Annotated in this window: 14 protein-coding genes; 3 read left to right on the forward strand and 11 right to left on the reverse strand. The window is 61.2% G+C overall.

Features of this window, described 5'->3' with window-relative positions; translation table 11 throughout:
- Window positions 1-46 precede the first annotated feature (46 nt).
- From VZC39_RS05865 to VZC39_RS05885, 5 genes are all read right to left on the reverse strand, one after another.
- Window positions 47-1,390, reverse strand: coding sequence for an APC family permease (locus VZC39_RS05865; RefSeq protein WP_349921493.1), 1,344 nt, complete (start codon window positions 1,388-1,390; stop codon window positions 47-49).
- 507 nt (window positions 1,391-1,897) lie between these two features.
- Window positions 1,898-3,241: an APC family permease gene (locus tag VZC39_RS05870; RefSeq protein WP_349922400.1), complete on the reverse strand. Its 1,344-nt coding sequence runs from the start codon at window positions 3,239-3,241 to the stop codon at window positions 1,898-1,900.
- Window positions 3,241-3,378, reverse strand: a complete 138-nt coding sequence (locus VZC39_RS05875; RefSeq protein WP_434666525.1) for a hypothetical protein — start codon at window positions 3,376-3,378, stop codon at window positions 3,241-3,243. The genes VZC39_RS05870 and VZC39_RS05875 overlap by 1 nt, the downstream gene beginning before the upstream one ends.
- A 234-nt stretch (window positions 3,379-3,612) precedes the next feature.
- Window positions 3,613-4,914, reverse strand: coding sequence for a 4-aminobutyrate--2-oxoglutarate transaminase (gene gabT, locus VZC39_RS05880; protein WP_434666527.1), 1,302 nt, complete (start codon window positions 4,912-4,914; stop codon window positions 3,613-3,615).
- 230 nt (window positions 4,915-5,144) lie between these two features.
- Window positions 5,145-6,608 carry an NAD-dependent succinate-semialdehyde dehydrogenase gene (locus tag VZC39_RS05885; protein WP_434666529.1) on the reverse strand — a complete coding sequence of 488 codons (1,464 nt, stop codon included), beginning with the start codon at window positions 6,606-6,608 and terminating at the stop codon, window positions 5,145-5,147.
- A gap of 302 nt (window positions 6,609-6,910) precedes the next feature.
- On the opposite strand from VZC39_RS05885, the gene puuR reads away from it, so the two are divergent.
- Entirely contained in the window at window positions 6,911-7,558 is a 648-nt protein-coding gene (gene puuR, locus VZC39_RS05890; protein WP_434666531.1) for an HTH-type transcriptional regulator PuuR, read from the forward strand.
- 49 nt (window positions 7,559-7,607) lie between these two features.
- Window positions 7,608-8,885 (forward strand): NAD(P)/FAD-dependent oxidoreductase, encoded by a 1,278-nt coding sequence (locus tag VZC39_RS05895; RefSeq protein ID WP_434666533.1) that lies wholly within the window; start codon window positions 7,608-7,610, stop codon window positions 8,883-8,885.
- 375 nt (window positions 8,886-9,260) lie between these two features.
- On the opposite strand, the gene VZC39_RS05900 is transcribed toward VZC39_RS05895, so the two are convergent.
- The 5 genes from VZC39_RS05900 to VZC39_RS05920 form a co-directional block, all read right to left on the reverse strand.
- A complete protein-coding gene (locus VZC39_RS05900; RefSeq protein ID WP_434666536.1) occupies window positions 9,261-10,481 on the reverse strand; it encodes a transporter in 1,221 nt (406 codons plus the stop codon).
- Between the two features lie 61 nt (window positions 10,482-10,542).
- A complete protein-coding gene (locus VZC39_RS05905) occupies window positions 10,543-11,142 on the reverse strand; it encodes a hypothetical protein (RefSeq protein WP_434666539.1) in 600 nt (199 codons plus the stop codon).
- Between the two features lie 67 nt (window positions 11,143-11,209).
- Complete coding sequence (locus tag VZC39_RS05910; RefSeq protein WP_434666540.1) at window positions 11,210-11,887, reverse strand: C39 family peptidase; 678 nt, start codon at window positions 11,885-11,887, stop codon at window positions 11,210-11,212.
- A gap of 53 nt (window positions 11,888-11,940) precedes the next feature.
- Window positions 11,941-12,930 (reverse strand): hypothetical protein, encoded by a 990-nt coding sequence (locus VZC39_RS05915; protein ID WP_434666542.1) that lies wholly within the window; start codon window positions 12,928-12,930, stop codon window positions 11,941-11,943.
- A 192-nt stretch (window positions 12,931-13,122) separates the two neighbouring features.
- Window positions 13,123-13,704 carry a hypothetical protein gene (locus VZC39_RS05920; RefSeq protein WP_434666544.1) on the reverse strand — a complete coding sequence of 194 codons (582 nt, stop codon included), beginning with the start codon at window positions 13,702-13,704 and terminating at the stop codon, window positions 13,123-13,125.
- Between the two features lie 370 nt (window positions 13,705-14,074).
- Here VZC39_RS05920 and VZC39_RS05925 point away from each other — a divergent pair, with 370 nt between their 5' ends.
- Window positions 14,075-15,376 carry a sigma-54 dependent transcriptional regulator gene (locus tag VZC39_RS05925; protein WP_349921504.1) on the forward strand — a complete coding sequence of 434 codons (1,302 nt, stop codon included), beginning with the start codon at window positions 14,075-14,077 and terminating at the stop codon, window positions 15,374-15,376.
- A 105-nt stretch (window positions 15,377-15,481) separates the two neighbouring features.
- Here the strand turns inward: VZC39_RS05925 and ybaL are convergent, their stop codons facing one another.
- Complete coding sequence (ybaL, locus tag VZC39_RS05930; protein ID WP_434666549.1) at window positions 15,482-17,107, reverse strand: YbaL family putative K(+) efflux transporter; 1,626 nt, start codon at window positions 17,105-17,107, stop codon at window positions 15,482-15,484.
- Between the last annotated feature and the right edge of the window lie 91 nt (window positions 17,108-17,198).

Here is a 17,198-nt window from a genome sequence, read left to right on the forward strand (position 1 = left end):
GGGGAGCCCGTGGGCTCCCCTCTTTGCATCTTGCCATCGAGATGGCTTATTGGCCGTCGGCCGCTTCCTCGTACTGACGGAAGGGGATGCGGAACACCGCCAGACGCAGGAACAGATAGGTCACCCCCAGTCCCGCCCAGATGAGGCCAAGCTCCAGGGAGCTCTTCTCCAGGTTGATCCACAGCGCTCCTATGGTGGCGGCGCCGAGCAGCGGCAGCACCAGGAACAGCAGGTGATCCTTGAGGCTCTTGTTGCGCTTCTCGCGCACCCAGAACTGGCCGATGACGGAGAGGTTGACGAAGGTGAAGGCCACCAGGGCGCCGAAGTTCACCAGGGCCAGCGCCATGTCCAGGTCAAACGACACCGCGGAGAGGGCCAGGGCTCCCACCAGCAGCACGTTGATGGCCGGAGTGCGCCAGGTGGGGTGAATGTAGCCAAACACCCGCTCCGGGATCATGCGATCACGACCCATCACGTAGAGGATGCGCGACACCCCGGCGTGGGCGGCCATGCCGGAGGCGAGTACCGCGACCGTGGTGCACACCAGCACCACGCTCTGGAACAGGGTGCCGCCGACGTAGAGGGCGATCTCCGGCAGCACGGCGTCCGGCTCCTTGAAGCGGGCCAGATCCGGGAAGAACAGCTGCAGGCTGTAGGAGACGGTGACGAAGATGATGCCGCCGATGAGCGCCGTCAGCACGATGGCGCGAGGGATCACCTTGCCGGCGTTCGGGGTCTCTTCAGACAGCGAGCTCAGGCCGTCGAAGCCGAGGAAGGAGAAGCAGAGGATGGTGGCGCCGGTGAACAGCGGCAACATGCTGGCGGACTCCACGTGGAACGGGCGGCTGCTGAGCAGGGTGCCGGCTCCCTCACCCTGGGTCAGGCCCCAGCCGATGAGGCCGAGGAAGGTGAGGATGATGGCGATCTGGATGAAGACGATGACGCCGTTGAAGTTCGCCACCAGGTTAATGCCGCGCAGGTTCAGGAAGGTCATCACGGTCACCAGACCGAAGATGAAGATCCAGGGCTCGACGCCGGGGAACATGGCGGTCAGGTAGATCTTGGCCAGCAGGATGTTGATCATCGGCATGAACATGTAGTCCAGCAGGGAGGACCAGCCGACCATGAAGCCGATATAGGGGTTGAACACCTTCTGGGCATAGGTGTAGGCGGAGCCCGCCGACGGGAAGCGGCGCACCAGATGGCCGTAGCTGAAGGCGGTCAGCAGGATGCCGCCCAGCGCCAGCAGATAGGCAGTGGCCACGCGGCCATCGGTGATGTCGCCGACGATGGCGAAGGTATCGAACACCGCCATGGGAGTGAGGTAAGCCAGACCCATCACCACCACCTGGAACAGGGTGAGCGTCTTGAGCAGCTTGGCACCGGCCATCATGCTTGCTCCTCTGCACACGCCCGGGAGGCGAAGGGGGACGGGATCAGGGACGCGGCGGCGCGTGCCTGGACACAGGGGGCGCCAGTCTGGGATAAAGACGGGTGGCGCACGCCAGCGGGGACCGGCAGGAAAGCAATGAAATGCCCCATGTATTTCCTCACAATGTCGGGAGATTGTTTGGCAATCTCGGTATCAATTCCGGCGCAAAGTCCGGCCTCTTGGTGAATGGTGGTTTGCCCCTAAAAAGCAAAGAACCGATGTTGCAAAAACATCGGCTCTCAAGGGGCGGCGTATTGTGCCCCCAGAGGGGGGGGGTGACAAGCAAAAAAGGCCGCTTTTGGGCATTTTGTTGACGGGGGTCAGGGTGGTGCCGTTGCCTGTGCCAGATGCCTCGAAAGCGGGGCGCACCAGGGGCTGCGGCCGGACGGTCGATGACGGCTGTCCGGGGGAAGGTATCCAAAAGAAGAGCCCGCACGGGGCGGGCTCTGTGGGCAGGGGGATGGCTCAGGAGGCATCCGTCTTGGGCTGGCGCAACTGGACCCCGAAAATGGTCAGGCGCAGCAGCAGATAGAGGGCGCCGAGGGCGGCCCAGATCAGCCCCAGCTCGAAGGAGGCAGGCTCCAGGTTGAGCCAGAGCACCCCGATGCAGGCGGCGCCGCACAAGGGGAGCACCAGGAACAGCAGGTGATCCCGCAGACTCTTGTTGTGGCCGAGCTTGAGGTAGAAGTGGGCGATCACCGCCAGGTTGACGAAGGTAAAGGCCACCAGGGCGCCGAAGTTGATGAGTGCCAGCGCCATCTCGAGATCGAACGACACGGCGGAGAGGGCCAGGGCCCCTACCAGCAGCACGTTCAGGGCCGGGGTCTGCCACCTGGGGTGAACATAGCCGAAGAAGCGGCTCGGCAGGGCCCGATCCCGTCCCATCACGTAGAGCAGGCGCGACACCCCGGCGTGGGAGGCGAGCCCGGAGGCGAGCACCGCCACCGTGGTGCACACCAGTACCACCGCCTGGAACAGCTTGCCGCCGACGTAGAGGGCAATTTCCGGCAGCACCGCATCCGGCTGCTGGAAGCGGGAGATGTCCGGGAAGAACAGCTGCAGGAAGTAGGAGACCGAGATGAAGAGCACGCCGCCGATGAGCGCCGTCAGCAGGATGGCGCGGGGGATCACCCGATCCGCATTGGGGGTCTCCTCGCACAGGGTGCTGATGGCGTCGAAACCCAGGAACGACAGGCAGAGGATGGAGGCGCCGGTGAACAGGGGCACCAGGTGCATCTGTTCGGAGAAGAAGGGGCGACTGCTCTGGAGGGTGCCGAGCCCCTCGCCGTGATAGACGCCCCAGGCGATGAGGCCGATGAAGACGGCGATGATGCTGAACTGCATCATGACGATCAGGCTGTTGAAGTTCGCCACCAGCTTGATGCCGCGCAGGTTCAGGAAGGTCATCACCGCGGTCAGGGCCAGGATGTAGGTCCAGGGTTCTACGTCCGGGAACAGGGCCTCCATGTAGATCTTGGCCAGCAGCATGTTGATCATCGGCATGAACATGTAGTCGAGCAGGGAGACCCAGCCCACCATGAAGCCCACATAGGGGTGGAACACCTTCTGGGCATAGGTATAGGCGGATCCCGCCGAGGGAAACTTGCGCACCAGGTGGCCGTAACTCATGGCGGTGAACAGCATGCCGACGAGGGCGAACAGGTAGGCGGTCGGCACGTGGCCTTCGGTGATCTCGGTGACGATGCCGAAGGTGTCAAACACGGCCATGGGGGTCAGGTAGGCCAAGCCCATGATGACCACGTGCCACAGCTTGAGGCTTTTTTTCAGACCGGTGGGGTGAGCATGCATCATGCGTTCCCCTCTGCCTTGGCCGGGGGGATCAGGGTGACCTGCGGGTCATCCTGTACAGTGGGGGCGCCAATGTGTTGCACAGACGGCAGGCGCAGACCGGCATGGGCCGGCAGGAAAGCGGTGAAATACCCCATGGTGTTCCTCACTCAAGAAGCGGGTGTCGTGAGATGGCAGCCCATCTCGCTATCATTTCCGGTCGGTTCCGGCCTCGTTATGGATTTGGTTGCCGCAAAAAAAGACCGGGCTGCGATGAGCGGACGGTCCTTGAAAGCGGAGGCGCATTGTGCATTCGTGATGCCCCCCTGACAAGCATATCAAGGGGGAAAAAACGCATTTTTTAGCACAAACGCGAGGTGCTGGTGAGCAACCTAGGCACTGGCGGCTGTCAGCGCCTGTTCGAGCAGGGCCAGGCCCTCATCGACGATGGCCGCCGAGGCGGTCAGGGGGGCCAGGAAGCGGATCACGTTGGCCCGCACACCACAGGCCAGCAGCACCAGGCCGCGTTTGCCCGCTTCGGCCACCAGGCGTTTGGTGAGATCCGGGTCGGGCTGGCTGGCATCGCGCCCCTTGACCAGCTCCATGGCCACCATGGCACCGGGGCCGCGGATATCGCCGATGCAGTCGAAGCGCTCCGCGAGTTGATGCAGTCGGGCCTTGATCTGTTCCCCCTGGGCCAGCGCCCGCTGGTTGAGCTGCTCCTCCTCGATCACCTCCAGCACCGCCAGGGCGGCGGCGCAGGCGATGGGGGAGCCGGCATAGGTGCCGCCGAGTCCGCCCGGCTTGGCGGCGTTCATGATCTCGCTCTTGCCCACCACGGCCGAGAGCGGGAAGCCCCCCGCCAGACTCTTGGCCAGGGTCATGATGTCCGGCTCCACGCCGCTGTACTCGGTGGCGAAGGTCTTGCCGGTGCGACAGAATCCGGTCTGGATCTCGTCGCAGATGAGCACGATGCCGTGCTGGTCGCAGATCTTGCGCAGCTCCTGCAGGAAGCTCGGGCTGGCGACATAGAAGCCCCCCTCACCCTGGACGGGTTCGATGATGATGGCGGCAACCCGGGCCGGTTCGATGTCGGCGCTGAAGCAGAGATCCAGCGCGGCCAGGGCATCGGCCTCGCTCACCCCCAGGTAGTCGGCGGGGAAGGGCAGGTGATAGACCTCCCCCGGGAAGGGGCCGAAGTCGGTCTTGTAGGGGACCACCTTGCCGGTGAGCGCCATGCCCATCATGGTGCGGCCGTGGAAGCCCCCCTTGAAGGCAATGGTGCCGCTGCGACCGGTGTGGGCGCGGGCAATCTTGATGGCGTTCTCCACAGCCTCGGCACCGGTGGAGAGGAACAGGGTGCGCTTGGGGGTGGGGCCCGGCACCAGGGCGTTCAATTTTTCCGCCAGTTCGATGTAGCCGGGGTAGGGGGTGACCTGGAAGCAGGTGTGGCTGAACTTCTCCAGCTGATCCCGCACGGCGGCGACCACCCTGGGGTGGTTGTGGCCGGTGTTGAGCACGGCGATGCCGGAGGCGAAATCGATGTAGCGATTGCCCTCCACGTCCCACAGCTCGGCGTTTTTCGCCCGCTCGATAAAGACCGGCAGCAGGGTGCCGACCCCCTGCACCACGGCCGCTTCACGGCGGGCCTGCCATGCCTGATTGTGGGCCCCGTTACTCTGTGAATGACTCATCTTTCCTCCCTGAGGGGCTTTGCCCCGGATCTTCCTGTGCCGTCTGGCTATCAATCAAATCGCGCACTGCCAACGGGCAGGGCGACATGTCTGGTGTGGGGGCTGGCTGCGCCCTGATGAGCCTATCTGGCTCACGGAGACGGTGGCCATCCCCCCCTTTTCTATCTATAAAAGCGATGGATTGGTGCCTAAGGCATCTTTTCTATAGATGCCTTTGCCCCGCACCGGCCTCAGCGAATGCCGCCAAAGCAGAGATACTTGGTCTCGAGATACTCTTCCAGCCCCTCGGCGGCCCCTTCCCGGCCGAGCCCCGACTCCTTGATCCCGCCAAAGGGGGCCAGCTCGGTGGAGATGATCCCCTCGTTGATGCCCACCATGCCGTACTCCAGCTGCTCGGCTACCCGCCATACCCGGGCGATGTCCCGGCCATAGAAGTAGGCGGCCAGCCCGTAGGGGGTGTCGTTGGCGAGCGCGATGGCCTCGGCCTCGGTCTCGAAGCGCACCAGGGGGGCCACGGGCCCGAAGATCTCCTCAGCCAGAATGGGGTTGCCCTTGGCCACCTCGGTCAGGATGGTGGGACTGTAGAAGAGCGGGCCGGCGCCGTGGGGTTCGCCACCGACCAGCACCTTGGCGCCGGCGGCCTCGGCCTGCTTGACCAGGCTGGCCACCTTGTCGACGGCGGCCGGGTTGATGAGGGGGCCGATCTGCACGCCCTCGCCCAGACCATCCCCCACCTTGAAGGCCCGCACGGCGGCGGCCAATTTGTCGGCGAAGGCATCATAGACGCTGGCTTGCACCAGGATACGGTTGGCGCAGACGCAGGTCTGGCCCGCGTTGCGGTACTTGGAAGCCAGCGCCCCGGTGACGGCAGCGTCGAGATCCGCATCGTCAAACACGATGAAGGGGGCGTTGCCACCGAGTTCCAGGGAGAGGCGCTTCATGGTGTCGGCACACTGGCGCATCAGCAACTTGCCGATGCGGGTGGAGCCGGTGAAGGAGAGCTTGCGCACCCTGGGGTTGGCGCACAGCTCATTACCCACCGCCGAGGCCTGATGGGAGGTGACGATGTTGATGACCCCGGCCGGGATCCCTGCCGCTTCCGCCAGTGCCGCCAGGGCCAGGGCGCAGAGTGGGGTCTCGGCGGCGGGTTTGATGACGATGGTGCAACCGGCCGCGAGCGCCGGCCCCGCCTTGCGGGTGATCATGGCGATGGGGAAGTTCCAGGGGGTGATGGCGGCGACCACGCCCACCGGTTGCTTGATGGTGGCCAGGCGTCTGTCCCCGGAGAAACCGGGGATGGTGCGACCATAGGCGCGCTTGCCCTCTTCCGCGAACCACTGGATGAAGCTGGCGCCGTAGGCGACCTCGCCTTTGGCCTCGGCCAGCGGTTTGCCCTGTTCGGCGGTCATGAGGCGGGCGAGCTCGTCCTGATTGGCCATGATGAGCTCGAACCAGGCATATAGCCTGGCACTGCGTTCCTTGGCGGTGAGGGCCGCCCAGGGGGCCTGCGCCTGGTGCGCCGCCTCGATGGCACGACGGGTATCCGCTTCGTTCATGTCCGGTACCCGGGTGATGAGCTGACCGTTGGCCGGGTTCAGCACCTCGAACTGGCGACCATCTTGGGCCTCGCACCAGCGGCCACCTATATAGGCAAGAGACTTGAGCAAGGGATGAACGGGTTGTGATGCTGACATAAGAAGCCTCGATTGTGGGTTCAGGTGGCCGACTCGTCCCAGGTGCCACCGTATAGAATAATAAGCACACAACGACCATAAATTGAGCTGAAATGTTTTTCAAGTGTTAAATATATTTGAGTAAATCGGACGTGGCATGCTAGAAATGGAGCTGTCAGGACGATTCTACCGGTTTTTATCGAAACGGCTGTGCAAAATAATGAACAGCTTGGCCTGTGAAGGATAACGAACACCGGGACGGAGTTGGTCCACTATTTTAACCAGATAACAGCGCACTCGATCGGCACACAGGGAGGTGGGCGATGCAGCAGTCACACGGAGAGGCCAGATGGCAGGCCATGACGGACAATCCCCTTGCCCCGCAAGACGCAGAAACTGGGCACGACAAGCGGGTCGAGGAAAGAGGTGAGTCGAGCATGGGAGAGCGGCTCGCCGCCACCCGCCGCCGGCTCGGGCTTTCCCAGCGGCGTGCCGCCGAGCTGAGTGGCCTGACCCACGGTGCCATTTGCATGATAGAGCAGAACAAGGTGAGCCCCTCGGTGGCTTCCCTGCAAAAGCTGCTGAGTGTCTATGAGCTGCCCCTGTCGCGCTTTTTCGCCGAAGAGGAAGGACGCAGCCCGAGCGTGGTGATCAAGCCTGATCAGCTCATCGAGCTGGGCAGTCAGGGGGTCTCCATGAGGCTGGTGCACAACGGCAACAACCGGCGCCAACTCGGTTTCATGCTGGAGACCTATGCCCCGGGTACGGGCACAGGGGGTCAGGTCAAGCATCTGGGGGAGGAGGTGGGAACCGTGCTGGAAGGGTCGGTGGTTCTGACCCTGGGCGGGCAGAGCTACAGCCTCAGCGCCGGAGACAGCTACGTCATCGACACCGGCGAGCCCCACAGTTTCAGCAACCCGTCCGGGGAGACCTGCCGCATCGTCAGCGCCCATACCCCGGCCAGTTTTTAATGTTTTGATGCCTCTGATTTGGAAAAGAACCGGTAAGGAAGCAAGGATCATGACCGAACATGTAAACAGTTACTACACCGCCAGTGCCAATCAACATACCCCCTATCCGACCCTGACCGAGCAGCTCGAGTGCGATGTCTGCATCATAGGCGCGGGTTACACCGGCCTATCCAGCGCGTTGCACCTGGTGGAGAAAGGCTATTCGGTGGTGGTGCTGGAGGCGGCCCGTGTCGGCTTTGGCGCCAGCGGTCGCAACGGCGGCCAGATAGTCAACTCCTACAGCCGTGACATCGACACCATAGAAGCGAATTGCCCGCCGGATCAGGCGAAGCTGCTCGGCTCCATGTTGTTTGAGGGGGGGGACATCATCCGCGAGCGGATCAAGCGCTACAACATCCAGTGCGATCTGCAGCAGGGGGGCGTCTTTGTCGCCGAGAGCGAGAAACAGCTTCATGAGCTCAAGGCCCAGCACGATCGCTGGCAGCGTTGGGGCAACGAGGAGTTGACGCTGCTCGATGCAGAGGGGGTGCGCGAGGTGGTGGCGAGCGATCGCTACGTCGGTGGCCTGCTCGACAAGCGGGGCGGCCATATCCATCCCCTCAATCTGGCACTGGGGGAGGCGGAAGCCATCCGCATCCAGGGGGGCAAGATTTTCGAGCAATCCGCCGTGACGGCCATTACCCCGGGCCAGCCCGCTCTGGTGAAGACCGCCAAGGGGGCGGTGAAAGCGCGCTTCGTGGTGGTGGCGGGCAATGCCTACCTCGGCAACCTGGTGCCCGAGTTGGCGGGCAAGAGCATGCCTTGCGGCACCCAGGTGATCGCCACCGAGGTGCTGGGGGAGGAACGGGCCCGCTCCCTGCTGCCACAAAACTACTGCCTGGAGGATTGCAACTACCTGCTCGACTACTATCGCACCACCGGGGATCATCGCCTGCTGTACGGCGGCGGCGTGGTCTACGGGGCGCGGGATCCGGCGGATATCGAGCGGCTGATCATCCCCAAGATGCTCAAGACCTTCCCTCAGCTTGCAGACGTCAAGGTGGAGTACACCTGGACCGGCAACTTCCTGCTGACCCTGTCACGGTTGCCCCAGTTCGGCCGTATCGGCCACAACATCTACTACATGCAGGGTTACAGCGGCCACGGAGTGACCTGTACCCATCTGGCGGGCAAGTTGCTCTCCGAGGTATTGAGTGGTCAGGCGGAACGGTTCGATGCTTTTGCCAAACTCCCTCACTACCCCTTCCCGGGAGGGCGCCTGTTCCGCATCCCCTTCACCGCGGCCGGTGCCGCCTGGTATACCCTGCGGGATCGCTTGGGGGTTTAAGCGGGAGGGTATGATTGGCTGATTGGCTGATTGGCTGATTGGCTGATTGGCTGATTGGCTGATTGGCTGATTGGCTGGGCACACCTGAAGACTGGGGCTAGCTGACGACAATCGATTGCGGGTGACGGGGAATGGCTGAATCGGCAATGCGCCTTCAACGAGTCCCATGCTTTGAGCGGTCTCTATTGAGGGAGATTGAATACCCGCTGGCCGGAGTGCATCTTGCTGTAGGTCGAGGTTGCTCAGGGATGATTTGCATCGATAGACAGGGGGAGGCGATATGCCTCCCTCTCTGTTTGACCTGTTTGTCGAGCGCCATGGGGGTTGTTGGCAGGCTCGACAGCCTGGTGGTGGTTGAGTACTGGCCGCTGCCTATCAGAAGCGATAGGGGAAGCGCAGCCCAATGCTGTAGTCCGGCGCGTCCGTGGTGAGACCGGCAGACCAGTTCACCGCCATGGAGAGGTTGTCGGTGATGGCCCAGGTCGAGCCCATGCCGAAGCTGGCGGCATTGGCATCCGTCCCCGTGACTTTTTCCATGTCGAAGCCTTCGCTGCCCTGTTCGGATTCCCGCGTGATGCGTTGATTGATGTTGAAGGAGAGGCTGAAGCGCTCGTTCAGCGCAAAAGCTACCCCGAGTCCGTATTCATACCAGTCACCGAGCTGGATGCTGCCAGGTTGGTTGCCCGGCAGATAGGAGATGTCGTCAAAGTCTTGCTTGAGGCTATGACCATAGTTGAAGTTGGCAAACAGGATGGCGGGATCCAGCGTTCTGACCAGGGAGAAACCCGTGGACAGTTCCCAGAGTCCGTTGCCGGTGGCGAGCTCTTTGGGCGTATTGAGGTTGCCCGATGCCGAGGTGTTGAATTCAATCCCGTAGGGATCCTTGCCCGTGGGGGCCTTGGCTCTCAAGTTCCACACCAGATCCGGCCAGTTTTCATCCTCGGCCAGGACGCGATAATAGACGGCCATGCTGAGATCGCCGAGGCCACCATCACTCACGCTCTGCTCCTCAAAGTCCCGGCTGGAGTTCTCCTTGCCGGTGCTTTGATAGTTGGTGTTGCGATACAGATAGGGGATGGCGAGCTCCAACTGCCAGCGATCGTTGAGGGTGTAGCGGGTAACGAGATCCGCGGTCCATTGATCGGAGCGTACCCTGTCCAGATTGATCTCCCCGAGGAAGATGGCATCCAGCGCCAGGAAGCCACGCAAGGCGAGATCCTTGCGATTGTAATGCTGGTAGGATAGGCCGAAATCCAGAGTCAAGGCCCGGTCGAAGACGTTGTGCTGCTCCAGCATCAGGTCTTCGGTACTGCGGCCTGCTTCCGGGGTGCGGCGAGTCGCCGAATCTTGTGGGGCGGTGGCTGCGGTGGCTGCGGTGGCGCCAGCGACAGCGCCTGTGGCGGCTGCCGTGGTGTTCGTGGCGCCGGCAGCCTTGACTGCTTCCAGTCGGGCCTGTAACTGATGGAGTGCCTGATTCTGCTGGATCAGTTGCTGACGCAACTGGTCCAGCTGTTGTTGTAGGGCTTCTTCCTCTGCGGTTGCGCCCCAGCAGGTGATTGGGGCCAGCGCAAGCAACAGCACGGTAGACTGTTTCATCGCATCACATCCTTGTTGTTTATTGTCCTTCTATTACACAAGTCCACTGGATGCATCAGGGCTAACGGGAGAGCCAGATCCTGGTCTGATTCAGCGTTTGAAAACCATCACCCTTGACTCGGTTGAGTTGCAACAGGCCTCGGCTGAAGTCGGTCCCTCTCAGGCTCTGTTCCAATTGGACTCGTCCATCGGACGAGTTTAGCTGCAGCCCTGCATAATTGCCGGAAACCCGATAACTGGAGGTGCCCAGACTGCCTTGGCTCTCGTAACTGCCGATCGCGACGGTTTGCCCTGTCATGACGGGGGCTGTCAGTGCAATACCGGCCTGGTTGACTGAGCTGTTACCGGCCCCTTCCAATTGCATCACCTGCACCAGTCCCGAACCCTGGATGGGGGCGTTCTCGGGGGGGCTGGTCACCGTCTTGACGTCATCCTTGATCCGGATGTCGAGCTTGGGTTGATTCTGCACCACACTCAGGGCCAGATTCATGGCTGCCGTCTGCTGGGCCTGGACCGTGGTCAGGGTCGAAATAAATTCGATGCCGAAATAGCTGATCCCGCGAGGGGTGACATAGCGACCCCGCTGACTGGCCAGCTCGCCGTCTGCCATCTCGGGCGCGAACTGATCTGACAGCAGCGCCAATGGGTCAGAGGCGGCCATGAGTGGGCAGGCAACACCACCTAGGCTACAGATGAGGCATAGAGCGGGTCGGGTGTTCATGTTGACCTCACATTAGCTCTTTGGACTGGAAACCGAATTCCAGCAAGGATGTTTCGTTGAGGGGGGCAAAGAGTCCATCCTTGCCCCTGACAGAAAGTGGCGGGGCGGGATTGGCCAGAGGGGCATCCGCGCGGTAACCGGAGCCGATGACGGCCAGGAGGATCCCGTTCCAGCTATCTTTGAATTCTTTGAACGTGATGACACGATTGCCGAGGGCTGGATCGGCCAGGTAGACGCGATCATGCCGGTCGATGGCGCGCAGCACGGCGAAGTGCTGATAGCCACGAATATTGAGCAGCACTATGGTGGGCACTCTCACTTCACGTAGTTTGGCATCGCTCAGGCGATAGCCCCGGGCGCGCATGCCGAGCATCTGTACATATTGCTTCATGTCGAGCATGGAAAACCCGTAGCGTTTGACCAGCGCCGGGTCGGCCATGGCCATCATGCCATCCATCACCCAACGTTCGTTGGTTGCCTGACCGTAGGAGTAACGCAATATGGTGGCGACGGCGGCAGCGCCGCAGCTGAAATCCGTATGCTGGCGCTCTATATTTGCGTACTTGCGCTCCAGCAGGCTCTGTACTGGTTTGTTGAGATCCCCCAATCCCGAGAGGTGCTCTCCCATGGGCAGGGTGGCGGTCCAGGCCATGGGGCAAAACAGCAACAGCAGTAGCCAGCGCATCTGTCTCTCCTTATCCCTGGAAAAAGGGGGCACCAAGGCCCCCATGCAGTGTGTTATTTGGCAAATCCGGCAGCCAGCGAGAGATTGTTCGCTTGCAGGTTGTTGCTGCCAGAAGAGACGTTCACCCCGATGTTACCCACGGCACCGTTGAAGGAGCCGCCATCGATAGTGGCGTGGTTGAAGGTCTCACGACTGGTGTAGGTGTTGACCACGGGGATGTAGCCGGTGGCATAACCACTGAGCTTGATATCCCCCTCTTCCTTGAACTCGAACTTGCCGTCGTTTTTACCTTCATTGTCGTAGTCGATGTGGCCCCACATATTGCCACCACCCGGGTGATCCCCACTTTGCCAGATTTCCGGATAGACGTCGTTGGACTGCTTGCTGGTTCCCTTGTAGTCACCATCAGCTTTGAGCTTGAGGTAGATCGGGTTGTAGTCCACGGTCTTGGTGGCGCTGAGGCTCTTGTTCTCGGTCAGGTTCTGGGAGACGCTCTGGCTGTTGGCGACGGTTGCGACAGCCATGTTGCCGGTGGAAACGGAGGCTGCCATGTTGTTGGCCTGCACGTTACCAGAGCCTGAAGTCACGTTGACCCCGATGTTGCCTGCGGCATCCTTGAAGGCACCATCGCCGACACTTGCCTTGTTCTGATGTCCCTGATTACTGGTCCAGTTGTGGTTGGCGCTTTGGTCGGAGAAGATCTCGGCATCTGAGGAACCACCCGCGGTTCCGTGTTGCTGACTTCGTCCCATGACAAATTCAGCGTCGGCATCGACCTGGTCGTAGGCGGCCAAGGCTGCACTGTTGCCTTGGACGTTGGAGTCACCGGCCGCGACGTTGGCGCCGACGTTACCGGATGCATCTTTGAAGGAACCGTTAATCTTGCTGGTGTTGTCGGTTCGGGTGTTGGCAGTGCCGATCATGGTGCTGGATTGCTGGTTGTCCACGACCGCCATGCCAAGCTTGTTGACATTGATGTAGCCACCAACATTGACCCTGCCTTCATATTCCACATCGACTTCTGCCTTGACCTTCTTGGTCAAGGTTGCCCCTGTCTCATCTCTGTCACCGCGATATTCGGCGTATGCGGTGCCCGACATTGCCATGACGACCGCTGCGGCTAATGAGCTATAGATAAGTCCACGCATAATGAGTCTCTCCATTGAACTTTCTGTGGAAGACGGTTCCAGCGGCCAATCCTCTGTCACCAGATCCGGTTTCCAATCCTTGCGGCATCATGGTGATACCGTTACTGCGCCTGCCAGAGGCAAGGAGACCATGTTGACTGCCTGGTTTCCTTGTCCCGTGACCTGGTTCACCTGGATGACCCCTTTGGTGCCCGTCAGGGCGTTGTCATCCAGATAGATGCTGGTGGTGCTTGGTGCTGAACCTTTGCCAGTGGGAGAGGTCGCGACGCTGGTGCTGAGGTTGATGTCGGTCACCACCCCGATACCGCTGTCGTCATTGAGGGAGAGGGCGAAGGCGTTGAGCTGTTGATTGGCCTCACCAGCACCTTGATTGATGCCGACGAGTCCTTGGTTGTGGCTGAGAGCCGACCCCAGAATGGCCACGCTCTGGTGGCCGGTGAGATTGGTAGTAGATTGATTTTGCTGGCTAAATTGAATGACTGCCGGACCGGAGATGGCGATGGCGGCAAGGTTGCCTTGCTGGTTGTTGTCACCGGAAACCATATTGACGCCCATGGCGCCCCGGATATTGCTCAATGCTTGCGAGCCCAGATCCACGCGGTTTTCCGCTCTGGCCTGGCTTGCCAATACCGAAAGGGAATACAGTGCCACTGCAATATAAATCTTCATGCTTTTTCTCCATTTGCCACTTGGGCAAATCAGAGAGAGCAATGGATGTGCCAAAATATAATCATTTGATTTTTAACTGTTTTTTAATTGCCTTCATTGTAATCAAGTCTCAGTGTTGAGACGAATTTCTATACCAGTCATTAACACACTGTTTATCAATGGTTTTATTCGTTCTCACTCATAAAATGACGTTCTCATTATTGTGGTGCTATTAGTCTATAAATGGGATGAGTTATAGTTAACATCGTCTGGCGATGGGAGATTGGCGTCATTTGAAAGCGTTAATATGTCTCCGAGAATAAAAAGAGTGAGCCCTGATGCATCATGTTCCGGCTCTCTCGTTTTTAAGGCACATCGTGGAGGTTCCCATATGACCGAAACGGCATTGTTACTCATCAACTCATGCGCCGTGCTGGAAAGCCTGTTGGTGGAGGGGGAGTGGCGAATCGAGCGGGCGGCCTCCCTGGCGGTGGCAGAGAAAAAACTGAAGGAGCATGACTATCCGCTGGTGCTGGTGGCGATAGAACCGGATCAGCACGAGGCGCTGCACAGCCTGATTGCCGATCATGCCAGCAGCCTGTGGATTGGCTTGATCCATCGGGACTGCCTGGCGAGCGAGCCGCTGCGCAATCTGCTTGCCGCCTGCTTCCATGACTTTCACACCTTTCCCCTCGAGCCGGACAGGCTCGCCCACAGCCTGGGGCATGCGCTGGGAATGGCGCAGCTTATCCGGCGTCATCGGCCCAAGTTGCCGGCACAGTTGCGCTTCATTCAAGGGGAGAGCTCCCCCATCCGGGAGCTTCGGGATCAGATCATGCGTTTGCAGCATTGTCGCCTGCCGGTGCTGGTGACGGGGCCGAGCGGTACCGGCAAGGAGCTGGTCGCCAGGGAGCTGCACTACAGCACCTTCGGGGAAGAGAGCCCCTTCGTCGCCGTCAATTGTGGCGCCATGTCCCATCAGCTGATCCAGTCCGAGTTGTTCGGCCATGTGAAGGGGGCCTTCACCGGTGCCCAGAGCCGCAAGATAGGCAAAATAGAGGCGGCCGATGGCGGCACGCTGTTTCTGGACGAGATAGGTGAGTTGCCGCTGGAGGATCAAGCCACCCTGCTGCGCTTCTTGCAGGAGCAGAGCATAGAGGCGGTGGGCAGCCACTTGTCTCGCAATGTCGATGTCAGGGTCATTGCCGCCACCAATATCGATGTGGAGCAGGCGGTCGCCAATGGCGGCTTTCGCATGGATCTCTACTACCGGCTCAACGTGGTGAGGTTGCGCACCCCCGCCCTGCGCGAGCGAACCGAAGACATCCAGCTGCTGGCTGATGACATTCTGGCCGAGGTGCGCGGTGGGCGGGTGCTGAGTTTCACCCACAAGGCGCGCCAGGCCATGCAGTCTTACGGCTGGCCGGGCAATGTGAGGGAGCTGCGCAACCGGGTGCAGCGGGCAGCCGTCATGTGCTCCGGCCCCTATATCGAGGCCCACGACATGGAGTTGACCAATATGGACTCCCTGCTGCTGGATGGTTCTCTCAAGGCGGTGCGGGAGGCGGCAGAGCGCCAGGCCCTGCAGCAGACCCTGGCACGTTTCCCGGATCAACTGGAAGAGGTCGCTCGTCAGCTCGATATCTCCCGCGCGACCCTCTATCGGCTGCTGGACAAGCACGATCTGCTGTAACCCCATGGAGGATGTGCCTGCCACCATGTAAATCGCCCGGGTTATTGACCCGGGCGATTGTATTCATGGTTCATGTCATGCTGGCATGGCCTGCATAGAGAGGGATCAGGTCGGCTGAGTCGCCAGTTGACAGAGGCGGCGCGCGGCCTCCTCTTCCTGCTGCACGACCTGATGTACCCCGCGTACCCGCAGATGATGCACCTCTTCGGCTTGCTGGCCACAGGCGGCAATGCGCAGCAAGGCACCCTGTTCCCGAGCCGCAGCAGCGATTTCACCTGCTAGCAGGCTGTCTTCCAGGGTGATCAGTAACCAGCTGGCATTGGGCAGGGCCACCGACAACAGATCCTGCTGGATAGGATGACCGGTGAGGCAGGTGATCCCCTGTGCGCGCCAGGGCTCCAGCAGTCGCTCTTCCGTGTCGATCACCACCATCTCCCGCCCTTGCTCGTGCAACTGCCGAATGAGATGGCTGCCGATGGCCTCGGCCCCCACCACCACGACATGTCCCTGCAGGGCGCACTGAGGAGGAACCTCGTGTGGCTCCGGACTGCGCTTTAGCCAGCGCTCGGCCTGGTTGAATACCAGGGGGTTGAGCATGATGGAGAAGCAGGCCCCGACCAGCACCAGATCACGGGCGACGTCCGGCACCAGTTCCAGCATGACCCCGAGTCCCATCAGGATGAAGGAGAACTCCCCCACCTGGGCCAGGCTGGCGGAGATGGTCAGCGCCGTGCGCTGGCTGTGGCCAAACAGTCGCACGATGGCGAAGGCGGCCACCGACTTGCCGAAGACGATGACGAAGATGGTCGCCAGCACTGCCAAGGGCTCGCGCAGCAAGATGGTAGGGTCGAACAGCATGCCCACGGAGACGAAGAAAAGCACGGCGAAGGCATCCTGCAATGGCAGGGTATCGTTGGCGGCCTTGTGGCTGAGGTGGGAGCTGTTCATTACCACTCCGGCGAAGAAGGCGCCGAGGGCGAAGGAGACCCCGAACAGCTTGACCGCACCGAAGGCGATGCCAAGAGAGCAGGAGAGCACGGCCAGGGTGAACAGTTCGCGGGAGCCGGTGGCGGCGGTGCGGGCCAGCAGCCAGGGGATGAGACGTCGACCGCCGATGGCCATCAGTGCGATGAAGGTGGCCACCTTGGCCAGGGTAAAACCGATATCCCGCAGCACATGACCCAGGGTCAGGCTCTCGTCCCCCTGTTGCAGGTTGGCGAGGATGGGGAGCAGCACCAGCGCCAGCACCATCACCAGATCCTCGACGATGAGCCAGCCGATGGCGATGCGCCCCTCGTTGGTATCAACCTGGCCCCGGCTCTCCAGGGCCCGCAGCAGCACTACCGTGCTGGCGGTGGAGAGGGCCAGACCGAATACCACCCCGGCGGTGATGCTCCAGCCGAGCAACTGGGAGAGGCCGAGGCCGAGCAGGGTCGCGAGCGTTATCTGGACGATGGCGCCCGGGATGGCTATGTGTTTGACGGAGAGCAGATCTTTCACGGAAAAGTGCAGGCCGACCCCGAACATCAGCAAGATGACCCCGATCTCGGCGAGCTCGGGTGCGAGCTGCAGATCGGCGACATAACCCGGGGTGAACGGGCCGCATATGACTCCGGCGGCAAGATAGCCCACCATGGGGGAAATGCGCAGGCGGCTTGCCAGCATGCCGAAGATATAGGCCAGCACCAGGCCGCCAACCAGGGTCGTGATAAGGGGGAGTGAGTGGTCCATGTCGTCACCTCGCTAATGGCAGTCAGGGGCTACCAGATCGCTTGGTGGCGAAGAGGGCAGCTGTCAATGAGCAGGGGGCGAAAGAGACAGT

The organism is Aeromonas sp. NJAU223 (assembly GCF_051125555.1).
Taxonomy (GTDB): Bacteria; Pseudomonadota; Gammaproteobacteria; order Enterobacterales; family Aeromonadaceae; genus Aeromonas; species Aeromonas veronii_G.

Excerpts from the sequence above, each read along its gene's own strand:
- VZC39_RS05905 (WP_434666539.1), bottom strand. The coding sequence starts at position 11,142 with ATGGCCGCCTCTGACCCATTGGCGCTGCTGTCAGATCAGTTCGCGCCC.
- VZC39_RS05895 (WP_434666533.1), top strand. The coding sequence starts at position 7,608 with ATGACCGAACATGTAAACAGTTACTACACCGCCAGTGCCAATCAACAT.
- VZC39_RS05865 (WP_349921493.1), bottom strand. The coding sequence starts at position 1,390 with ATGGCCGGTGCCAAGCTGCTCAAGACGCTCACCCTGTTCCAGGTGGTG.
- ybaL (WP_434666549.1), bottom strand. The coding sequence starts at position 17,107 with ATGGACCACTCACTCCCCCTTATCACGACCCTGGTTGGCGGCCTGGTG.
- VZC39_RS05920 (WP_434666544.1), bottom strand. The coding sequence starts at position 13,704 with ATGAAGATTTATATTGCAGTGGCACTGTATTCCCTTTCGGTATTGGCA.
- VZC39_RS05875 (WP_434666525.1), bottom strand. The coding sequence starts at position 3,378 with ATGGGGTATTTCACCGCTTTCCTGCCGGCCCATGCCGGTCTGCGCCTG.
- VZC39_RS05870 (WP_349922400.1), bottom strand. The coding sequence starts at position 3,241 with ATGCATGCTCACCCCACCGGTCTGAAAAAAAGCCTCAAGCTGTGGCAC.
- VZC39_RS05900 (WP_434666536.1), bottom strand. The coding sequence starts at position 10,481 with ATGAAACAGTCTACCGTGCTGTTGCTTGCGCTGGCCCCAATCACCTGC.
- VZC39_RS05925 (WP_349921504.1), top strand. The coding sequence starts at position 14,075 with ATGACCGAAACGGCATTGTTACTCATCAACTCATGCGCCGTGCTGGAA.
- VZC39_RS05910 (WP_434666540.1), bottom strand. The coding sequence starts at position 11,887 with ATGCGCTGGCTACTGCTGTTGCTGTTTTGCCCCATGGCCTGGACCGCC.
- gabT (WP_434666527.1), bottom strand. The coding sequence starts at position 4,914 with ATGAGTCATTCACAGAGTAACGGGGCCCACAATCAGGCATGGCAGGCC.
- VZC39_RS05885 (WP_434666529.1), bottom strand. The coding sequence starts at position 6,608 with ATGTCAGCATCACAACCCGTTCATCCCTTGCTCAAGTCTCTTGCCTAT.
- puuR (WP_434666531.1), top strand. The coding sequence starts at position 6,911 with ATGCAGCAGTCACACGGAGAGGCCAGATGGCAGGCCATGACGGACAAT.